18 protein-coding genes, 3 pseudogenes and 1 riboswitch are annotated in these 19,696 nt (G+C 65.5%); of the genes and pseudogenes, 10 read left to right on the top strand and 11 right to left on the bottom strand.

The annotated features are described in order from the left end of the window. Positions 1–149: 149 nt before the first annotated feature. A complete protein-coding gene (locus ACLMAL_RS37555) occupies positions 150–701 on the top strand; it encodes a hypothetical protein (RefSeq protein ID WP_412003409.1) in 552 nt (183 codons plus the stop codon). 159 nt (positions 702–860) lie between these two features. Here the strand turns inward: ACLMAL_RS37555 and ACLMAL_RS37550 are convergent, their stop codons facing one another. The 3 genes from ACLMAL_RS37550 to ACLMAL_RS37540 form a co-directional block, all read right to left on the bottom strand. Next, positions 861–2,096: a DUF2201 family putative metallopeptidase gene (locus tag ACLMAL_RS37550; RefSeq protein WP_412003408.1), complete on the bottom strand. Its 1,236-nt coding sequence runs from the start codon at positions 2,094–2,096 to the stop codon at positions 861–863. Further along, on the bottom strand, positions 2,093–3,337 hold the full coding sequence (locus tag ACLMAL_RS37545; RefSeq protein ID WP_412003407.1) for an AAA family ATPase: 1,245 nt from the start codon (positions 3,335–3,337) through the stop codon (positions 2,093–2,095). The genes ACLMAL_RS37550 and ACLMAL_RS37545 overlap by 4 nt, the downstream gene beginning before the upstream one ends. 144 nt (positions 3,338–3,481) lie before the next feature. Continuing rightward, complete coding sequence (locus ACLMAL_RS37540) at positions 3,482–4,846, bottom strand: hypothetical protein (protein WP_412003406.1); 1,365 nt, start codon at positions 4,844–4,846, stop codon at positions 3,482–3,484. Between the two features lie 1,093 nt (positions 4,847–5,939). Between ACLMAL_RS37540 and ACLMAL_RS37535 the strand changes: the two are divergent. The 3 genes and pseudogenes from ACLMAL_RS37535 to ACLMAL_RS37525 form a co-directional block, all read left to right on the top strand. Continuing rightward, positions 5,940–6,338 (top strand): annotated as a pseudogene (locus ACLMAL_RS37535) (YbhB/YbcL family Raf kinase inhibitor-like protein); the annotation flags it as partial. A gap of 569 nt (positions 6,339–6,907) precedes the next feature. Continuing rightward, the gene (locus tag ACLMAL_RS37530; protein WP_412003405.1) at positions 6,908–7,813 is read left to right on the top strand and encodes a class I SAM-dependent methyltransferase; all 906 of its coding nucleotides are present in this window, start codon (positions 6,908–6,910) and stop codon (positions 7,811–7,813) included. Positions 7,814–7,875: 62 nt separating this feature from the next. Next, positions 7,876–8,019, top strand: a pseudogene (locus ACLMAL_RS37525) (class I SAM-dependent methyltransferase); the annotation flags it as partial. 387 nt (positions 8,020–8,406) lie between these two features. On the opposite strand, the pseudogene ACLMAL_RS37520 reads toward ACLMAL_RS37525, so the two are convergent. Both ACLMAL_RS37520 and ACLMAL_RS37515 read right to left on the bottom strand, forming a co-directional pair. Then, positions 8,407–8,709 (bottom strand): annotated as a pseudogene (locus ACLMAL_RS37520) (DMT family transporter); the annotation flags it as partial. A 1-nt stretch (position 8,710) separates the two neighbouring features. Beyond that, positions 8,711–9,025 (bottom strand): DMT family transporter, encoded by a 315-nt coding sequence (locus ACLMAL_RS37515; protein ID WP_328401106.1) that lies wholly within the window; start codon positions 9,023–9,025, stop codon positions 8,711–8,713. Between the two features lie 14 nt (positions 9,026–9,039). Beyond that, positions 9,040–9,104: riboswitch (guanidine-III (ykkC-III) riboswitch) on the bottom strand. A gap of 205 nt (positions 9,105–9,309) precedes the next feature. On the opposite strand from ACLMAL_RS37515, the gene ACLMAL_RS37510 reads away from it, so the two are divergent. Then, a complete protein-coding gene (locus ACLMAL_RS37510; RefSeq protein ID WP_412003420.1) occupies positions 9,310–9,492 on the top strand; it encodes an ATP-binding protein in 183 nt (60 codons plus the stop codon). Between the two features lie 118 nt (positions 9,493–9,610). Here the strand turns inward: ACLMAL_RS37510 and ACLMAL_RS37505 are convergent, their stop codons facing one another. After that, entirely contained in the window at positions 9,611–11,017 is a 1,407-nt protein-coding gene (locus ACLMAL_RS37505) for a selenium-binding protein SBP56-related protein (protein ID WP_412003404.1), read from the bottom strand. Positions 11,018–11,497: 480 nt separating this feature from the next. Here ACLMAL_RS37505 and ACLMAL_RS37500 point away from each other — a divergent pair, with 480 nt between their 5' ends. The 3 genes from ACLMAL_RS37500 to ACLMAL_RS37490 are packed head-to-tail and all read left to right on the top strand — an operon-like array spanning position 11,498 to position 14,035. Further along, complete coding sequence (locus tag ACLMAL_RS37500) at positions 11,498–11,932, top strand: hypothetical protein (protein WP_412003403.1); 435 nt, start codon at positions 11,498–11,500, stop codon at positions 11,930–11,932. A gap of 51 nt (positions 11,933–11,983) precedes the next feature. Further along, entirely contained in the window at positions 11,984–12,802 is an 819-nt protein-coding gene (locus tag ACLMAL_RS37495; protein WP_412003402.1) for a class I SAM-dependent methyltransferase, read from the top strand. A 51-nt stretch (positions 12,803–12,853) separates the two neighbouring features. Beyond that, positions 12,854–14,035 (top strand): alpha/beta hydrolase family protein, encoded by a 1,182-nt coding sequence (locus ACLMAL_RS37490; protein ID WP_412003401.1) that lies wholly within the window; start codon positions 12,854–12,856, stop codon positions 14,033–14,035. Between the two features lie 299 nt (positions 14,036–14,334). Here ACLMAL_RS37490 and ACLMAL_RS37485 read toward each other — a convergent pair whose 3' ends face one another. From ACLMAL_RS37485 to ACLMAL_RS37475, 3 genes are all read right to left on the bottom strand, one after another. Then, the gene (locus tag ACLMAL_RS37485; protein WP_412003400.1) at positions 14,335–14,835 is read right to left on the bottom strand and encodes a tetratricopeptide repeat protein; all 501 of its coding nucleotides are present in this window, start codon (positions 14,833–14,835) and stop codon (positions 14,335–14,337) included. Positions 14,836–14,936: 101 nt separating this feature from the next. After that, positions 14,937–15,164 (bottom strand): recombinase family protein, encoded by a 228-nt coding sequence (locus tag ACLMAL_RS37480; protein ID WP_412003399.1) that lies wholly within the window; start codon positions 15,162–15,164, stop codon positions 14,937–14,939. Positions 15,165–15,429: 265 nt separating this feature from the next. Then, the gene (locus ACLMAL_RS37475; protein WP_412003398.1) at positions 15,430–16,389 is read right to left on the bottom strand and encodes a LysR family transcriptional regulator; all 960 of its coding nucleotides are present in this window, start codon (positions 16,387–16,389) and stop codon (positions 15,430–15,432) included. A gap of 174 nt (positions 16,390–16,563) precedes the next feature. On the opposite strand from ACLMAL_RS37475, the gene ACLMAL_RS37470 reads away from it, so the two are divergent. Both ACLMAL_RS37470 and ACLMAL_RS37465 read left to right on the top strand, forming a co-directional pair. Continuing rightward, on the top strand, positions 16,564–16,746 hold the full coding sequence (locus tag ACLMAL_RS37470) for a hypothetical protein (RefSeq protein WP_412003397.1): 183 nt from the start codon (positions 16,564–16,566) through the stop codon (positions 16,744–16,746). A 121-nt stretch (positions 16,747–16,867) separates the two neighbouring features. After that, entirely contained in the window at positions 16,868–17,452 is a 585-nt protein-coding gene (locus ACLMAL_RS37465) for an isochorismatase family protein (RefSeq protein WP_412003396.1), read from the top strand. A gap of 30 nt (positions 17,453–17,482) precedes the next feature. On the opposite strand, the gene ACLMAL_RS37460 is transcribed toward ACLMAL_RS37465, so the two are convergent. After that, the gene (locus tag ACLMAL_RS37460) at positions 17,483–17,611 is read right to left on the bottom strand and encodes a hypothetical protein (protein ID WP_412003395.1); all 129 of its coding nucleotides are present in this window, start codon (positions 17,609–17,611) and stop codon (positions 17,483–17,485) included. An 80-nt stretch (positions 17,612–17,691) separates the two neighbouring features. Then, the gene (locus ACLMAL_RS37455; protein ID WP_412003394.1) at positions 17,692–19,182 is read right to left on the bottom strand and encodes a glyceraldehyde-3-phosphate dehydrogenase; all 1,491 of its coding nucleotides are present in this window, start codon (positions 19,180–19,182) and stop codon (positions 17,692–17,694) included. Positions 19,183–19,696: the final 514 nt, after the last annotated feature.

Raw genomic sequence — 19,696 nt, 5'->3', positions numbered from 1 at the left:
ATATACCCGGGGATGAAAACCGACTACACTTCGAAAATTCGGTATCCGAATACCCCATCGACATCGATCAATTCAACGGCAGATGATTATACCCATCCGGGACCGTTCGTCGGGGAATGTGAAGAGAATCGGCAGAGGTAGGAGGGCAAATGTTCTTCAAAAAACTGACAGCAACCGCATTCATGGCCATCGGGGCGGCGAGCATAGCCACCGCGACAGCACATGGAGAGGCGACGCTGGCGAATGTCGACGTCACCGGCGTGGATGGCCCGGTCGCCTACACGGCGAGTCTCGCGGGCGATCACTCGAGCGCCCTGGTGACCCTCGCCTCCGGCAGGTTCGTCGTCACGCCCGACTCGGTCACAGTCCTCGCGAACGACGGTGCGGTAGTCGGCGCCATCCCGACGACACTGCGCACGGAGGCCGGACAGAATCTCGCGGTCACACCGCAGCTGGACAGCTCTGGCACACAGTTGACCCTGACACCGGTCGGCGGGCCGACACAAGAGGCTGTCGCGTACCAGGATATGCCCGGCGTGCAGCAGGCCATGGGACCGATGTCGGTCATGATGGGTGCAGCCCTCGGCTGCGCGATCGGCGTTATGATCGGGATCTGGTTCTTCCTGGTCGGAGCCATCATCGGCTGCGCGATCGGCTGGACCATCGGCGCCATGTTCGGCTTGATGACACCATCCCCCTGATGGGTCACCCAGTGGAGGTAATCGAACACAATGGCAGGCGGGCCGGGCGCCCATCGGCCGCCCCGGCTCACCGACGTCTCCACTCCGAGCAACCGCAACAGGAAAAGTCTTGGTGCGCCCGCCTATCCTGCTCTTCAACAGCGTCATGATCTGCAACAGCTAGCAGATTTCGACGACTCGCGCCCACGCCGGTGGTCTGTCCGGAACGTAATCAGAATCGCGTTCGCTCCACGAAGGGGCCCGGCGGAACAAGCCCACGACCGTGCGGCACCACGGCCTGGTCTCGGGCCAGGGCGTCTGACCGTCCGTGAGGACCACGACGACGTCCGGGCGGGGTTGGGCGCGAAGGGCTTTGGCGAAGCCTGTGCGTAGGTCGGTTCCGCCACCGCCCACCAGCGGTATGCCCTCGGCCGCGCACAGCGGGTGCGCGATCCGAGCGGCCGCGTCGCAGGACAACACGGTGAGCAGGTCGCGGCGGCCGCCCGCCGCGCGGCTGATGGCAGTCACTTCGAGCAGGGCGCTGCCGAGTTCGGCGTCGCTGACCGAACCGGAGGTATCGATGATCACGCTGACGCGGGGTGGCGTGCGCCGCAGGCTAGGCAGGATGACGCCGGGCACACCGGCCGAGCGTCGCGCGGGGCGGCCATAGGTGTAGTCCTCGCCGACCCCGGGCGCGGAGACGGCCGCGCGAAGTGCCGCGCCGAGCAGGTCACGCCACGGCTGCGGTGGATGGAATGCTTCCTGCGCCCAGCGCCGCCATCCTTCGGGCACGTTGCCCGGGCGGCCGATGATGCCCTGCGCCACCCGGAAGCGCACGCCGTCGCGTTCCTGTTCGCTGAGGCCGTCCGCGCCGAGCGGCCCCAGCTCCCATTCGCGTTCCAGGCCGTCGGCGCCGCTGCCGCAATCGAGCCACGCCATGCCCGGCGTGTACGTTCCGAACCGGAACTCCCGCAGGTACTCCTCCATGAGTTTGCCTGCGGGCAAGTCGATGTCGGCGGGCAGGATCGCGCCCTCCGGGCGGACCAGTCCGTCGCCGAAGATGTCGTCGTTGATCTCGAAATCTGCGGCGATATTCATGCGCAGCCGTTCCCCAGGGCCGCTCAGCTCGTGCTCGCGGGCGAAGCGCTCACCACGGCCGTGATGGTCGCGCAGCAGGTGCGAGACCTCGTGCACCAAGACCCCGGCCAATTCCTCGACGGGCATGCTGTCCACGAACGCGGGCGAAACGTAGCAGCGCCAGTACCGGTCCACACTCATCGTCGGGACGCGGCGCGATTCGACGATGTGCAGAGCGAAAAGGGCGGTCGCCAGGTATGGCCGGACTCGAACGGCGTACAGCCGGGCGGCGAAAAGCTTTTCGAGATCCAGTTTCTGAACCGCTGCCGGCACAGTCATCGGCCCGCCCGCACGAGGTCGGCGGCGCGATCCGCGCGCTGCGACACCGACACCACGCCCGCGAGCTTCTCGATCGACGCCGGCACCTCCCATTTTCCCTGGCGCAGTGCGGCGAGCGTGGTCGCGGGGACGACCACCAGATCCGGCGCCCCGGTTTCGATCGCCTTCACCAGCAGCACCCACGCCGCATCCCAGCGGGATCGCTCCGGGCGCTTACGCACCGCCGCGACCACACCGTCGAGCGCGGCCTGTCGCAGATCCCCGCGCTCGGGCAGCTCAGCGCCCGCCGGATCGGCCAGTAGCGTCTCGGGGTCCGGGAGGTCCATCCGGTCCAGGCTGGTCAGCAGCTCGAAACCCGGGCCATCCCCGACCGCGCCCCGGACCAACAGTGACAGCACATCCGTGGACGACCCCGCGGCGGTGGCGAATGCGATCAGCCGTAGCGCCATCTCCCAAGTGCGAGGCGAAGCCCAGGCGCCGCCCCGGCGCGCTTCGCTTCTCGGCAGCTGATGCACGAGCTTCGGGCGCGCCGCGAGCAGCACGCATACCGCGCGACGCGCGAACGCTACTGCCTCCGTGAGCTTTTCCGGGTCGAGCTGCGGCAGTGTCGCGCGCGGCCAGGTGCCGCCGAGACCGCGCACGACCACATCGTGATCGTGTACCCATTGCAGGTGCACGAACCGATTAGCCAGCGGCGGGCTCAGCTCCCAGCCATCGGCCGCCGACGAGCGCGGGTTGGCTGCCGCCACGATCCGGACGCCGGGCGGCAGCTTCAGTGAACCGATCCGCCGCTCCAGCACGAGCCGCAGCAGGGCAGCCTGCACGGCGGGTGGCGCGGTGGACAGCTCGTCGAGGAACAGCAGCCCCCGGCCCGCCTGGACCAATCGCACCGCCCAGTCCGGTGGAGCCATCGGAACACCGTGCTCCGCCGGGTCGTCGCCGACAATGGGCAGACCCGAAAAGTCCGACGGCTCATGCACGCTCGCGATTACCGTGGTCAGCGGAAGATCCAGGGTTTGGGCGAGTTGCGTCAGGGCCGCGGTCTTACCGATTCCCGGCTCACCCCACAGCAGCACCGGCAGGTCAGCGGCTACTGCCAGGGTGAGCGCCTCCAGTTGGGTGTTGGGCCACGGTTCGGTGGTGGTCTCGCCGAGCAGGGTCAGTAGATCAGCGGCGATATCGAGCTGGGAAGCGTCATCCGCAGGGGTGTGAGCTGTGGAGCCAGTGACTGAAGCAGACATATGAATCACCTTGTGTTGTAGGAGGATTAACGGATGCGACGCTGGGAAGTCGTCGCGCGGACGCGGGTCGTCAGGCGGTCGCGCGCAGCGGTCGCAAGATCGCCGAAGCAGTCGAGTCGCGCCGGAGGCACTGCTCCGGCAGGGTCAGTATCTCGTCGCGTTGCGCGGGTGCGCGCGGCGATCTCGTGGACGGCGAACGCCTGGGTAGTTGGGGGCGAGTTGTGGTTCGGACAGGCCGGATCGGTAGAGCCCATAGGTGATTCGCTGTTGCGCGGTGGCTGCCAGTTCGTCCCGGAGAGCGCCGTCACGCAGGATCGCTTCGGGACCGAGCAGGCCTTCGACGACGGCGAGTGCGCCGGCGGTGTCACCGTGTGCGAGACGTTCGCGAACGCCTGTGAGGCAGTCCGGCCGGCGATGTGCCTGATCGATGGCCTGCAGGCAGGGCAGCGGGGTGCCGGTCAAGGCGGCCAGGAGTTCCTCGCGCCGGATCTCGGCCGGGTCGTGGTCCAGCGCGGACAACGCACCGCCGACCAAGCCGATTCGGTGTTGCTTGCCGCCGCATTCCACCAGGTGTATTCGCTCCGCCTGGGGTGGCCCCCAGGCGGACTCGCTCGGCGAATAGTCCGGCACCAGCGCCGCGGCAACCAACGGATGCAGTCGTTCGAGCGAGATCACGCCGGTGCGAAGCAGTTCCAGGTCGGGTGATTGCCAGGTCGCAGCGTCGGGCAGCACCGGAAGCGCCGAGACGGCTCCGGCCGGATATGCCGCCACGATCCGCAAGCCAGCAGGCCCCAGTTCGGCAATCACCCGTTGCCGGGAACCCAACCGCACCAGGAACGTATTCTCCTGCCGCCCTTCAGAATCGAGCAGGATTCGCGCCTCGGTACCCCAGCGATCAACGGCGTAGCCACGATCCCGCGGCGCAGTCTCCAGCAGAGCCGGGTCCAGTGCCGAGCGGTCGGCGCCCGGTTGGGCTCCACACCGCAGTCGCAGCTCATCGGCCCTGCGCGCATCCCAGAGGTGGCGGTGCAGGTCCATCCGGAAACGGCGGTCCGGCCGGGGACGCGGATGCAAGCCGACCGCGGTCCCGGACTCATCCCACAGCGCGAGGCCGACCCGCTGCCCGGCATCCGCCCAAGTCGGCGCGGTGCGAACCACCAAATGTAGGAAACCAGCTGCGCCCCAGGGGTAACGAGCAAGCGTGATCGTCAGCCCCGGCCGGAGCAAACCATCGGGAGCAACCCTCGGCAGGTGCCAGCGCAGCAGATCCGGGGCTAAATTCCGGAGATCGGATCGGACATCGGCCGCCAGCTCCTCGCCGTAAGTCCTTGCCACGGAACATAAATCGATATCGACATCGAAACGCGCTGCGGCACAGGAACCTGCCCAATCCCCGGCGCGACGCCGAGCGGTAGCGGTTTCGATCATGGAGGGCGGCACGGCGAACTCACGCACGCGCGGCCAGAAGGAAAGGCGGGAATCGTCCGCATTCGTCTTCACAGTGAGCATCAGCACTCACCTTGGACGGACGGGACCCCCAATCTGCGATCAGAAGTAATCATCATCGCTTCGATCATAGAGCGCACCGCCGGAACTCGCCAAACACGGGCCGGGAACCAAGCTCACGACGGCCGCCGTCAGGCCGGCTCGGCAATGAGGTGGAGGTAATGCGGTGTCGAGGGGGGATGTCGACCGCGAACCAGGCGGCGGGTCGATCGTCGTCGCGCGGGCACCAAGCGGTTGTGATGCACAGCCGCGCCACTGCCGCAGCAGCCAGGCCGGGCAGGTGCCACGCGATCCCGGCCGGATCCGTGTATCGCACACCGTATTCGGCGGACCTGTCGTCCGTGCCGGTCGGCAGCAGGTCCGCCCAGTCGGCGGGCTTCAGCCGACCGTCCGCGGCTCGCACGGCGAAAGCCTCTGCCCCGCAATATCTCCGCTTCGGCGAAATCCTCAAACGGACTGGTTCGGAGACTGTCCGCCTCCAGGGGGAACCGCGACCGGTTTGACAGGCTCTGGCCCTCCGGACACACTCGAACATCGTGTCGCACAGGGGTGGCCGTCGGGGAGGGCTTCGCTCATGGGTATTCGTCATGGTCGCTCGGTGTCCGCATTGCTTGCCCTACTCCTGGTGATCGGGGGTGGTCGGCTGTTCGCGGGGCACCATGCACGGCCAAACACTCACCTTCGAGTCCTCGTTGACCGAGGATCGATCCCAAACCGAGCTGTGCGACGAGCTGATCCGGGTGACGACCGCCGTAGCAGGAGCCATACCGCCGACCACGTGAGCGACCGACCGGGCGCCATCGTGCTCACCCTCGGGCAAGATCACCCTGTACGACAAGCCCAGGCCTATGAGAAATCGCTAGAGCGGGCATTCGGAGGGATCGACTACTACAGTTTGTTGATAGCCAGCAGTGTCCGCTAGTAAACGTGTGGGCGTTGGCCTCGATGATGCGGTCTTCGAGTTTGTTTCAGATCTCTTCGAGCCGAGGCCGTTGCGCCGGGTCCGGTCGTAGAGGCGCGCAACGCACCTCGATCGACGGGAACGGCGTCGCCTGTGGCCTCTCACAGTCACCGACGGCGCTCCTCCGGCGTCCCCGGCGAGAAGGATGTCTACCCGCAGCTGTCCTGGAGCGAGCCCCGGCCGGCACCAATAGCTACGCCGTTACCGTTTACGACCCCGATGCCCCCACCGGGTCCGGGTTCTAGCACTGGGCGGTTGCCGACATTCCCGCCACCGTGTCCGAGCTGCCCGAGGGCGCCGGAGATGACACCGACTCGGGCCTGCCCAAGGGCGCCTTCCAACTGCCCAACGACGCCCGCGCAGCCCGATTCATCGGCGCGGCCCCGCCCGGCGGGCGCGGCCGCCATCGCTACTTCGTCGCGGTGCACGCCCGTCGAGTCCATCGGCGTCCCGGCCGCCGCCACCCCGGGCTTCCTCGGCTTCACCATGGCTTCACACATACTCGGCCGCGCGGTCCTGACCATCACTGCGGAAACCCCGCGCACGGGCGAAAGCCGCGCAGGCGACGACACCGCACGGGTCGAGGTTTCCCGACTGATCCCCGCCCCCGCCGCCGCTCAATTTCCCGGCGCCCGCGAAGGGATGGCGGCCTTCCGAGCACAGCGCCCACCGTCTGGCGCGATTAGCGCCACCAGGGAACTCTTCAGAGCAGCGAAAATCCACGTGCGCCACGTCTACGTGGTTTCCGACATCGGCACAGTGGCGCGTGCTAGCGCAAGTTGTATTTCATTGTGCTGCCTGGATTTTCGTAGATACCTGGCTTGTCTGACGCGGGTGTGAGGAGGCGTCTGCAGTGTGCGGCGGCGAGGGCGTGAGTGAGGGTACGAGCTGGGTGAGGAGGCGGCGGATCTCGGCGACTGTCGCAACAGAGCCACAAGGCATTCATGTCTGAAGTCCACTGGTCGTAGGATCGAGTTCGTAACGCTCTACCCATCCACAGCAGCATATTTGCCACCCGGACAAGAGGGCTCCCCTTCCTCGCTCGAACGCAAACCCGGATTCCGACTTGTCAGCCATGGCATTCAGGACACTTCGAGGACAGCATGATGCGTACCGAAGGCGATACCTGGGACATTGTGAGCAGCGTCGGCATGACCGCGCTCGGCGTCGCGGCCGCGCGCGCGATCGAGACGAAACAGCCGGATGCCCTCGTCCATGACGAGTACGCCGCCCTGTTCGTGGTGGCATCCGGCGATTCGGACATGAACGAACTGATCACCGATCCGACGTTGTGGGCGCAGACCCCGTTCACCTCCGGGTTCATCGGATACCGAAGTAGGTTTTTCGACGATTTCTTCCTGTCCGCGGCGGCGGCCGGGGTGACCCAGGCAGTGATCCTGGCCGCCGGGCTCGATGCCAGGGCCTACCGGCTGGATTGGCCGGTAGGCGAGGTTGTGTTCGAGATCGACCAGCCCAAAGTGCTGGAGTTCAAACGTCAGGTGCTCACCGAATCCGGCACCGCGCCGAGGTCGGACCGGCGCGAGGTCGCCGTTGATCTGCGCGACGACTGGCCCGCGGCGCTCGTCGAGGCAGGCTTCGATCCGGCCTCGCCCACCGCATGGTCGGCAGAAGGGTTGCTGCCCTACCTGCCCGGCGCCGCACAGGATGCCTTGTTCGCGCGGATCGGTCGGCTTTCGGCACCCGGTAGCACAGTGGCGGCGGAGACCGTCGGCAATAACGTCGATATGGGCCGCATCGCCGAGCAGGAGTCGGAATACTTGAAAGGCTTGAAAGGCATCCCGTTCGACAAGGTCGACCTCGCGTCACTGTTCTACACCGACGAACGCAGCGATCCGGCTGAATTGCTCACCGTCTACGGCTGGACCACCTCGAGCCTGCACCTGCAGGAACTGGCCGCACGCTACGACCGTCCCATGGCAACGGTCCCGGAGCCGCTGGCGCAAATTTTCGACAGCACGCAATACCTGACAGCTCACAAGCCGTCCTGATTCGGTGCTGTTCAGCGAAACGCGAGCAGCTTCAAAGTGACGCGCCGCCGGAGCAGGATGCTCCTGCGCTGATCCCCTGGGGCATTGGCGGCCCACAGCCGGTGGTGGCCTACGGCGCTGTGCGGGGCGAGGAGCTCGACCCCGGAACCAGCCCGGGACATCACGCGATCTACGACGCGTCCAAGGGCTACGCGACCACCGGGGTCTGCGCTGCGCCGAGGTCATCGGGTCCAGCGACGCGGCGGTCACCGTCTGCGGCCCGAACCTGGGCGACGAGGCACTCGCGCCGTTCCTCCGTCACGCCGCGGCGAATCCATGACGCCAACGCAAAGCACCGTCCGGCAGGCTCTCGCCATACTCTTCGACCGAGCCGACCGGATCCCGATCGTACGATCGAGATGTTCGGATCCGGAATCTGCCTGCCGATTTGGTCAACCTCGGTCGAAGGTTCGGCCGCCGGGAGCCCGGGAAGCTCAACGGTGTGGATAAATTCGACTGCGGCCGGATCGATGGCCAGTGAGATCGCCCGCCTGTACGTTGCCCGCCTTCGCCTTTGCGGCACCGAGCTCCGGGGCGGGCGCTGACTTCACGAACTTCAGAGCGATCACGCTGGCGACGATACCGCCGAGGAACAGGACCTTCAGTGCGGAAACCGATTCCGCGCCGGTGAGCATCGCGTAGGTGACGGTGAGTGCGGCGCCGACGCCGATCCAGACCGCGTAGGCGACGCTGAGCGGAAGCTTGCGCAGCGCGATCGCGAGTCCGATCATGCTGAGCGCCAACCCGATCAGGAAGACCACCGTCGGGACCGGTTCGGAAAGACCATGGGAGCTACCGAGCGCGGTCGCCCATACGGCCTCGAACACCGCACTGACGAGCAGAATGATCCACGGCATGTCAGCTCACCGCCTTCAGGCCTGTGACGCAGCCGATCAGCCAGAGTAGTAAGAGGGTTCGCGCGGCAGTCGGTTTCTCTTTACCGCTGATAATCGCCCAGAACGCTGTCAGTACAGCGCCGATACCCACCCAGACCGCATATGCGGTACCAGTCGGCAGGGTATTCATAGCAATGGCGAGCCCGATCATGCTGCCCACCAACGCAACCGCGAAAACAAAGGTGGCGCCGACGCGCCGGAAACCGTGAGACGCGGCTAGCGCGGTGGCCCACACCGCCTCCAGCACACCCGACGCAATCAGAATTACCCAAGCCATGACGAGCTGACCTCCATGGTCAGTCTTGTCGCTGTCCGGGTACTGAACCCTCGTCCGGAGGCCCGATCAGGGCCTTGACAACCAACGTAGCACACGGGTCATTGCAGATTTCGAAGGTGTGAAGACTGCCTGTGGGCGGGGCGTACGGCGGATTTTTCGGGGAATTCCCACAAATCGAATACCGCATTGCAGGTTGGATATGACCGACCACACGACAACAATCGAGCGCCGCCTATCTATTGGCCCTGGACCTGGGCACGTCGTTCGATGCCGCGGAATTCGCGGTGCTCGACGTCTGCGACGCGAGACCTGGCATCGCACCTGACAACGCGCCGCGTGTCTTCGATCGCTCCTATCGAGACGCTGAATCACATTCCTGCACTAGCGGATCCGGATTCGGACTGGCCATTGTCGCCGCCGTAGTCGGCGCACACGGCGCCAGAATCCAGGGACCAACAGCCGACTGATCCCACTGGTGGACCCGCGGCGCGCGGGACGATGACTTGGAATCGACCTTGGACGTGTACGGACACTTCGCCGACCGGGCGTACGCGGTCGAGGTCCAGTGGCCCCCGCTCGACCCGACTACCGGTAGCAGTAGGAGTCGGAGGACGCGTCGCCGCCCTGGAGGCGCACCTGGTGCACCCGCAGACCTCGAAAGTCCTCGTCGTGCGGAAAGAACGACTCGTCGATGGTCATTCCGCCGTCGGGATCGGTGTGCATCACGGCCATCCAGGCGCCAACCCCTTCCGGGTAGAACTGGTCGTCCCACGTGCTGTAGAGAGAGTTGGTGAGGTAGACCCGCCGGCCGTTTCGGCTGATCTCGACCATCTGGGGGCCGCCGGCGAGCGGCTGGTTCGGCGCGGCCGGGTGGGCGGTGCGGCCCACGATCCCGCCGAGTCGTACCGACCCGGTCTGTTTCGGGTTAGCCGGATCGCGCACGTCGAATTGCTCGAGCTCTCCGGTACCCCAGCACGAGACGTAGAGGTGTGCGTCGTCGACCGACAGGTCGATATCGCTGACCAGCGGCGGCACCGCGCCGAACGGTTTCAGTGCCGGCGGCAGCAGGTCGGGATCGGCCGGCTCGGCCGGGATGGTGATCACCTTGTCTACCGCCCACACGCCACCATCGCGGTGCCAACGCCACACGGAGGCCGACAAATCCTCGGTCGAGATCACCACGCCGACGAACCCCCAGGTGGCGTCCGGATCGTGCGAAGGGCGCAGCTCGAGTGGCATCTGGTACTGCTCGCCGAGATCGATCCGCTGCTGGTGCCGACCGGCGGTGAGGTCCCAGAAGTGGATCGCGTGGCCGTACTTGTTGGCCAGCAGCAGCTCCGGATTCAGCCCGTCCTCGATCATGGACGGCGTGCCCCACTCGCTGCTGATCAGCGTGTTCTGGTTGAGATGCCACCAGGCGTCGTACGCGAGGTATTGCGGCCCACGGTCGGTCTCCCATTGCCGCAGCACATCGAACGTGTTGTGATCGAGCAGCGCGATCCCGCCCGGCCCGTCCGATCCGTCTGCCCCACCAAGGCAGGTCATGAACACACCGTCCGGCCCGCAGTGCAGCGTGTGTGGACGAGAGTAGCCGGCCTTGGCCGCGAGCTCGGAGCTGTCCACGATCTTGGACAGGGTGGGCTGGCGTGGGTCGGGCTGGGTGTCGAACACGTACAGGTGCGACGAGCGCAGACCCGGCACGATCAGGTACCTCCGAGCCAATCCCTCGATGTGGTGGCCCTCGTGCTTCAGCGCGCTGCTGCAGGCGTTCCAGCCGAAATGGTGCAGCTCGTTGCCCAGGTGGGGTACCTCGGTCCAGCCCACCACCCGGCCGTAGGTGGCCGAGCCCGGATCCACATCGACTACTGACAGCGCATCCGGCTTCTGTGCCGCTCGGTCGAACGCAACGACGTATGCGAGCCGCTCCGGTGGCGCGGCAGCCGCCTCCGCTGCGCTCCGATAGAAGGTCGGGTCCATGTCTGAGTGATTCATTTCCAGCCTCCTTCATGTCGATGGGCGCAGACCCACGCACCTCGCCCGATCCGGCGTTCCGAGATGGGCGCGACCCGTGGGTCGCGTGCCGCAATGGCGCGGGCAGACAGTAACCAGTCTCGGCCTTTCGACATAGATCCACCAGCTACCGCCAGTGCGGGGGCAGAGCGCGCGGTAGGGCGCAGTCGTATTCCGGGAATACCGGAAGGGCGAGTAGGTGACGGGAGTCGAACAGCAAGAGAAGAACGACAAGCCGAATTTCCTCGCGAAGATGCGCGCCAACTGGTGGAACAGGCAAACGATTCAGACCTGCCCTGGAACGACTCGACCGAGAAATAACAAGGCCAGAGGATCCGCGTCGTCCTCGAACGGCTCCAAATACTCGACGACCATGACCCATTCATCAAGGGCGCAGGCGAATTCCGATTCAAGGCAAGAGTCCATACACGCAACAACGGAGGTGTTCACTCCGAGACTCGATTGCCCGAGAAAGGGCGCTCCCACTTATCAGACAAGCCGGGCCGCAACACGTTGCACATCAACCTACCGCTGTTCGAGGGCTTCGTGGAGAATGATATCGGCATGGAGATCACCGGTATCGAGATGGACACATTCGATACCTACGACAAGCTGCGACCGTACCGGCGCGCTCTCACCGGCTCGCCGGCAGAATGGTTGGGTCGATCGGACCGTGTGCTGACCCTACTGGCGATTGCGTTACCGTCTCGAAAGAGCATGAGCAGAACCCGCTGCACGGCAGCGCGGCGCCGGGCCTGCATGGGCCGAAATGGCGGTCGTGTCAGCTCGCGATCGGCCGCTCCAGCAGCCGCGCCCACGGTGGCGTTCCGGGCACACGACGCCCACCGTTCGGCCGCAATTGTCCTGCGCAACATCCGACTTCGCGACTCGTCGTAAATCGATCAAGTTCGGCAGCGTCCGCTGGCCCGACTACAGAGGGAGCATCAGATGACCGAATCCGGCCCCGCTGATCTCAAGACGCGGCATCGAGCAATGTGGGCACTGGGCGACTACCCGGCCGTCGCCACCGAAGTCATCCCTGGGCTGGGCCGGCGTCTCGTCGAGGTCTGCCGTATCGGCCCCGGTCAGCGCGTGCTGGACATTGCGGCCGGATCCGGGAATGCAGCGATCCCGGCCGCAGAGACCGGCGCGGACGTCGTTGCGAGCGACCTCACGCCGGAGCTGTTCGACGCGGGCCGGCGTATCGCCGCCGCCCGGGGCGTCGACCTGCAGTGGCAGGAAGCCGACGCCGAGGCATTGCCCTACGCCGATGCCGAGTTCGACGCCGTGATCTCATGCGTAGGCGTCATGTTCGCGCCGTTCCACCGGGCGGCCGCGGACGAACTGGTGCGCGTCACCAAGCCGGGCGGCACGATCGGGCTGATCAACTGGACACCCACCGGATTCATCGGGCAGATGTTCGCCACGATGAAACCGTTCGCTCCGCCGCCACCGCCCGGTGCGCTGCCGCCACCGATGTGGGGCGACGAGACGCATGTCCGGTCGCTCTTGGGCGACCGCGTCGCCGACCTGGAGCTGCGACGCGAAAACGCGGTCATCGATCGTTTCGCCGACGGCGCCGAGTTCCGCGACTTCTTCAAGGCCTACTACGGACCGACGGTCGCCGTGTACGAGGCCATTGCCGCAGAACCCGACCGGATCGCGCGGTTGGACCGGGAACTCGCGGAGCTCGCTTTCCAACACGACCTGGGCAACGGTCGCATGGAGTGGGAGTACCTCTTGATCACCGCACGCCGATTGGCCTGACCTGCGCTCGTTCACGGTTTTGACGGTGTCGGATCGGATGGGAGGTGTTCGATGCGAGTTGTCCATACGTGTCAGCGAGCCGTCGCAGTGGTCACGTTGTCAGTCGGCGCCGCACTGCTGATGCATACCGTTCCGGCACATGCGGAAACCCCGGGAACCCTGATCGCGGAGTACCCGCTACCCGAAGGTACGCGCGGGATGTCCAATGCCGATGGCACAGTGATCGAGTACTGGATGCGCGGCTCGCACGGGACGACACAGCCAGCTAGCGGAGCGCTGTACATCCCTGCCGGTACCCCGCCGCCGTCCGGCTGGCCGATCATCGCCTACGACCACGGCACCAGCGGGCTAGGACCGGGTTGCGGTGGCCAGTCCGATCCGCTCGCGCACCCCGCCCAGACGATTGCGAGAGATGAAGATGCGCTGCTCCAGTACTTGGCGTCGCGGGGATTCGCCGTGGTCGCGCCCGACTATCTCGGCCTCGGCCTCTTCGACACCGGAACGCATCCATACCTGGGGATCGATACCGAGGCGACTGCCACGATCGACCTCGTGCGTGCCGTCCGGTCCGCCCACCCAGAACTGTCGCGGACATGGGCGGTTATCGGCGCGTCGCAAGGTGGGCAGGCCGCGCTCGGCACCGGCCACCTGCAGGTCACCGATGCCCCGGACCTGGACTTCCGCGGCACCATCGCGATCGACCCCGAGTCCGACGTGGAGAAGCTCGCATCACTGTTCGGACCCGGCACTCCCACCCCGCCCGCAATTGCGGACGGTTTCATGGACCTGTTCGTCAGCATATTGGCCGGACTCCGCGCCACCCGACCGGAGGTGAGCGTCGACCAATACCTGACCCCAGAGGGCCGCTCCGTGCTCGACAGCGTCGGCGCGATGTGCACGCCCCAGATCATGGACCGCGTCCGCGGCCTCAGCATCGGCAACATGCTGGCGAGGCCCCTGTCCGTCGAGCCCATGCCTGCCGCCGTAGACGCTTACATGGCCGTTCCCACCGGTGGCTACAACGCCCCGATCCTGTTGTGCATCAACGTCACCGACGCCATCGTTCCCTCCCCACTGCACGGCGTCCTCGTCGCCCAGCTCGCCGCCGCTGGTGTCGACTTCCAGACCGTTTTGGGCACCGGCGAGCACACGCAACTCAACCCCCAGATGTGGACCGCCATAGAGCAGTTCGTGGCCCGCATCCAGTCCAGCCCGGCCAGCGGTAACCCCTGAGCCCGCGCTGGATCATCTCACCCCGGTGAGAGTCGCCGTTGATTCCTTGACATGGAAGCTGCGGGATATGTTGCGTATCAATGGATCATCGGGATCCTTTGCGGCCTCCATGCCCGATACTGGCACCGTCAACAGGCGAGAATCCTCGACACCATCGGCCTGCACCCCCGACACGTCGACACACTCATCGCCGCCGACGCGACAACACAGGCGTGACACACCGACAAGGCCGCCAATTCGAAACGGGCCATCCTCGATAGCTCAACCCGGGTCGCCCGGCCGGCCCGAATCGGTTGTGGCTATAGCGAATCCGACGGCCCGGCCGAATCATTGTCGTCGAGCCCGGATCTCGATCGGCGATGCGCGTCGCGCAACTGGAGCTCTGCCTTGATCGACATCGGATGATCCGAACCGAGGGCACGCAGGCAGCTGGCGTGGGTTGCCATGTACCAGTACAGCGCTTCGTCCTGCTGCCCAGACGCCCAGCACGCATCGCCGAGTACTAGCTGGGCTCCAAGCGTGCGCGGATCCTCCGCACCGAACGCGTCGATATTCTGACCAACCTCCCACCGACACTGGGCAACGTCAGGATTCACCATAGGCGCGCGCTCGACAGCCGCCGTTCGCACTCCCAGCCGGTGACCGAACCACCACGCAATGGCGCCGACCACACTGGTTGCCGCATAGGCACGCCAGTAGCCGTTGTCGGAAAACCATGATCCGACCGTGAAGATCGTGCAGTACGCGCCCGCCCCCGCCCCAATCCTGCTACCCCAGAACCAGAACGCCGACCTGCGCATTGATCTCCTTTGCGACCGAAAATTGCGGTGTACTACGCATCTGTTCGTAGCCGAACGGGCTCGCGATTGGTGCGCCGCAGAGCCGGCGGCGCCCAGCCCGATCAACCCCGGACCGCGCGGCGGTCCGCGATGGGGCGTCGCTGAGCTCGATGAGCGCGGTTCAGATCGGCTAAGCCTCCGGCAAGCTCGCCGCCCGCGCGGAACTGGACAAGGCGCTGCTGGTGGCCATCCGGCCCGGCGACCAGTTCCACCTCACGGCCGGCGAGATCCCTGGACAACTCGATCAGATGCTCTAGGGTGCGGCCGAGCCGATCGAGCTCGGTGACCACTCCGTCGGGTTCCGGTCGGAGGTGGATACGCGTCCGTAGCCGATTCTCATGCCCGGCAATGTATTGCGAACCCCGACGGGTTGACATTGCCGTGTACACAGCAATCTATACACTCTTCTCCTGCGGAAACAGCCTGCCGCGCACGGTGTCTCGCGAACGTTCGTGATTGATTCAGGACCCCGGCCGCGCCATCTGGCTCCCATTCGAGAGGAAGACGATCCTGGGGTTCGCCGCGCAGCGTCGGACAGACTGCGGTCTTTGCCGGTCAGCTGGACGTCGCCGTGGTGCGCGGGATGCGCTGCTCCCATTTCGGTATCCATACCTCGGTGTCGGGTGCTTCTGCTCGTCTGGAGTCGAGGTGTTCGCGGAGTTTAATTAGCGCGGGATGCGGATTGTCGTTGCGCCAGATTATTGACATCGGGTAGACCGGCGTCGGGTGACGCACCGGTATGCGCCGGAGGTCGTAGCTGTCCGGCCACAGATACCGCGAGCCTTCGCCGATCAGGGTCGCCAGGTCCGATGAGTCGGCGATCTCGTCCAGCAGGGCCTCTTTTGCGAAGACAGGGCCGAGCACGTCGATGGTGAACCCGAAGGTGGTGGCGAGTTCGGCGTAGTAGTCGGTCACCTCGCCACGGGCAGCAAGGCCGGGCATCCAGATTCGGTGTCCGGCCAGTTGCGGGGGCGTGACGGCGCGGGCGTTGGCGAGTGGGTGGCGGGGGCCGACGAGCAGTTGGTGCGGTTCGTCGATCACTCGGGCAGCGCTGATCGGCTTGGGTAGCTGCTGCTGCGGGGGGACGGCGTGGAAGGTGGCATCGATCGTTCCAGCTTCGACAGCGGCGATCGCTGCGTCGACGTCGGCATCGAGGGTGACGACGTCCAGCTCGATTTCGGGATGTGTGCGGTGGAAGTCCTGCAGGGCCACCGCCGTTACGACGCGCCGGGCGACGACATCCACGCGTAGCACGCGCCGGCCAGGGCGCACGGAGGCGTCGGCCCGCTCTGCTACCCGCACTAGTTCACGGGCGTGGGGCAGGAATGCCTGGCCGTCGATCGTCAGCTGGGCGCCTCGGGCCGTGCGGGCGAACAAGCGCACATCCAGGTGTTTCTCCAGAGTCGCGATGCGTTTGGAGACGGCCTGCTGGGTGATCGACAGCACCGCGGCAGCTTCCTGGAACTGGCCGGCGTCCGCAGCGGCGACGAAGGTGCGCACGGCGTTGAGATCCACGCAGCAAACCCTACTCGCACAACATATGGTTGTGGCTCGCCGTCAGCTCAGTTGTTTGATTCCGCCCCTTCGGCCTTGCTTTGATCGCAGCGATCAACAGTGAGTTGTTCGAAGTGGGAGGTGCGCAGCTTGGTGGCCAGAGGATCCTTGGGTCGGCAGTTCGGATGGCTGTGGATGGCATACGCAGTCAGCGCCTATGGCTCCGGGGTGGGGTTCAGTGGGTTCCCGCTGATCGCCGTGCTGGTGTTGCACGCCAGCCCGCTGCTGCTGCCCCGCCGCCAGGATCCCGCACTTGGAATCCGAGCACGAGCCGGCAACAGCCCGTGCCCACCCACAGGCCGCAGACGTTTCGCATGACGCCAAGTAAAGGGGCCGCCAACAGCTTTCAGATACAAGCCACGCGACTACAGCAAGAACTTGCACCGAGCCACACGTCAGACACCGCGGCTGAGCCGCCCATGCAGGAAAGGCACAATTCATGACTGTCACCGCACTCGATTCATCCAGCGCGCTGGTCATCATCGACTTGCAGAATGCCATCATCGACGCTCCCACGGTCCCCCATACCGGCCCCGAGGTGGTGGCCCGGGCGGTCGAGTTGGCCCACGCCTTCCACGAACACAACGCCCCGGTCGTCCTGGTGCGGGTCACGGCCTGTGCGGACGGATCGGATGCCGCTCCAGGTCGCAACGAGGTCCCGAGCCGGCCGGGTTCCCTGCCCGAAGGCTGGGATGTCATTGTCGATGACCTCGCCGGCCACCCCGACGACATCACAGTGACCAAGCGCACCTGGAATGCTTTCTACGGAACCGACCTCGACCTGCAACTACGCCGCCGTGGCGTCACACAGATCGTGCTGGCCGGGCTCACCACCAGCATCGGCGTGGAGTCGACCGCCCGTGCCGCCCACGAACACGGCTATCACGTCACGCTCGCGACGGATGCCATGGCCGATCTGGATGTGGAGGCGCACCGCAACAGTATTGAACGGATCTTCCCTCTCCTCGGCGAGACTGGTTGCACCACCGAGATCGTTGAAATGCTTGCCACGACCTGCAACTGACACCAGGGACGCCGGGATCAGTCGTCCTCGTCAGGTGGTCGGGGACGCGTAGCGGGCGCCGAGTGCCGCCGAGGTCGGGCAGCGGAACGAGTAGGGGCCGTGGACATGGACGTGCCTGAGCACATACGCCGTCAGGCGGGCGACGTCTTCGTCCACCACTGGGTAGCCACTGCGGATAGGCAGTGGGCCTCCAGCTCTCGGGTGCCGACCGGTATTTCGGCCGCGTGCAGCTGCGCGAGTTACCGCGCGTCGGCCGCAGTCAGCACGCGACCGTCTGCGGCGCGGTCCACACGCGCGCCGACCTGCGGGTAGGTCGGATACTCGATGCCCGAGATGTACTGCACTGTCCGCACTACCTGGCACGAGTAGCCGAATTCGTTGTCGTACCAGAGATACAGAATCGCGGTGTCGCCATCGACGATGGTGGCATTGGCATCGACGATCGACGCCGCGCGTGATCCGATGAAATCGCTCGAAACCACATCGTTGGCCGCGGTGTAATCGAGGTTACGGCTCAACGGTCCGGCCAGCGACACCTGACGCAGGTACTCGAGCAGTTCACTCTTCGTGGTCTCCCGCTCGAGCTGCAGGTTCAGAATCGCGACCGAGACGTCCGGAGTGGGAACGCGAATCGAGTTGCCGGTGATCTTGGCCTTGAAGTCCGGCATCGCCTTCGCGACGGCGGACGCGGCACCGGTTTCGGTGAGCACGAGGTTGAACGGCGCGGAGCGACCACGACGGTCGGCCTTGTGATAGTTGTCCAGCAGGTTCTGATCGTTGGTGAACGAATGCACTGTCTCCACGTGACCGCGGACAATGCCGTACTCGTCATCCATCGCCTTGAGCGGCGGAACGATCGCGTTGGTCGTACACGAAGCGCACGAGACGATCCGCTCCGACCGATCCAGCCCACGGTGGTTGACGCCGTGCACGATATTCGGAACGTCACCTTTGCCGGGCGCGGTGAGAACGACCTTCGCGATGCCGGGACGCAGGTGCTGCGAGAGGCCCTGACGGTCACGCCACTTACCGGTGTTGTCGATCAGGATCGCATCGTTGATCCCGAACTCGGTGTAGTCGATCGTCGCCGGATCATCGCTGTAGATGAACTTGATCACGTTGCCGTTCGCGATGATCGTGTCATTGTCGGCATCGACCTTGATCGTTCCATTGAACTGGCCGTGCACCGAATCCCGCCGCAACAGCGACGCACGCTTGGCGAGATCACCCCCGCCGCCCTTGCGCACCACCACGGCCCGCAAGTTCAGCCCATTGCCGGACCCGGTCTTCTCGATGAGCAGACGAGCGACCAGACGACCGATACGTCCGAAGCCGTACAGCACCACGTCCCGGGGGCCCTGGAGCTCAGCCTTGTTGCCGTCGGTGACGTCGGCCAGAACCGCGGCGGTGAACTCGGGGATCGACAGTCCGCGATCGTCGGTGCGATAGGCCATAGCCAGTCGGCCGAGGTCGATCTTGCACGGCCCCAGATCCAACTCGCTGAGCATTTCGAGGAACGGCAGGGTCTCGTCGATCGACAGTTCCTCACCCTCGATCTGCCGCGCGAAGCGGTGCGTCCGCAGGATGCTGATCACCGATTTGTTCACCAGCGACCGGCTGTGCAGCAAGATGGTCACCCCCTTCTCGCGATACAACCTTCCAATGATCGGAATCATCGCCTCCGCGGAAGCTTCGTGAGCGTTCCAGCGGTCAAGATGGTCGGTAGTCAACGTAGGTCCTCGGATTTCCTCGATGTGTTCGCCGTTATCGATGCTAATGAGGGCTGCGATATTACCGAGGCCGGATACCCACTCGTGAGATCGCCAGGTGGTGACGCCGATCGAGCATCATCCGCCACCAAGCGGCTACGCGAAGAACCAGCAATACCAACGGATCTCGTTCGAGGTCCACTCGTCAGCGAGTTGTGTGGACCTCGAATCGCAAATGAGCCCGGAGACGAGGGCTGCCGGGTCCATTCCGGCTTCGATAGCAGCGAGGTGGTGTGCGAGCCGGGCCTCAGCCTCGGCAATAAGGCGGTGCAGGACGCCACGCTGCGCGCGCGAGCGGCGTCCCCGTGGCGGGTCCGGTCACGAGCGTTCCGTCGTTCCCGCGCCGTCGTTGCGGGCTTCGACAGCCTTGACGGTCTTTCCGAACGCATGTTTCAAGACGCCCTGGCCGACGGTTCCGACCACAACGCCGAGCACCCGCCCCGTGAGGTTCTTGCCCTCGCGCACCACGACAACA

Origin of the sequence: Nocardia sp. CWNU-33, assembly GCF_046764895.1 — a bacterium.
Lineage (GTDB): Bacteria > Actinomycetota > Actinomycetes > Mycobacteriales > Mycobacteriaceae > Nocardia.
The sequence above is the reverse complement of the archived record's forward strand: the minus strand, read 5'-3'. Positions and strand labels throughout refer to the sequence as shown.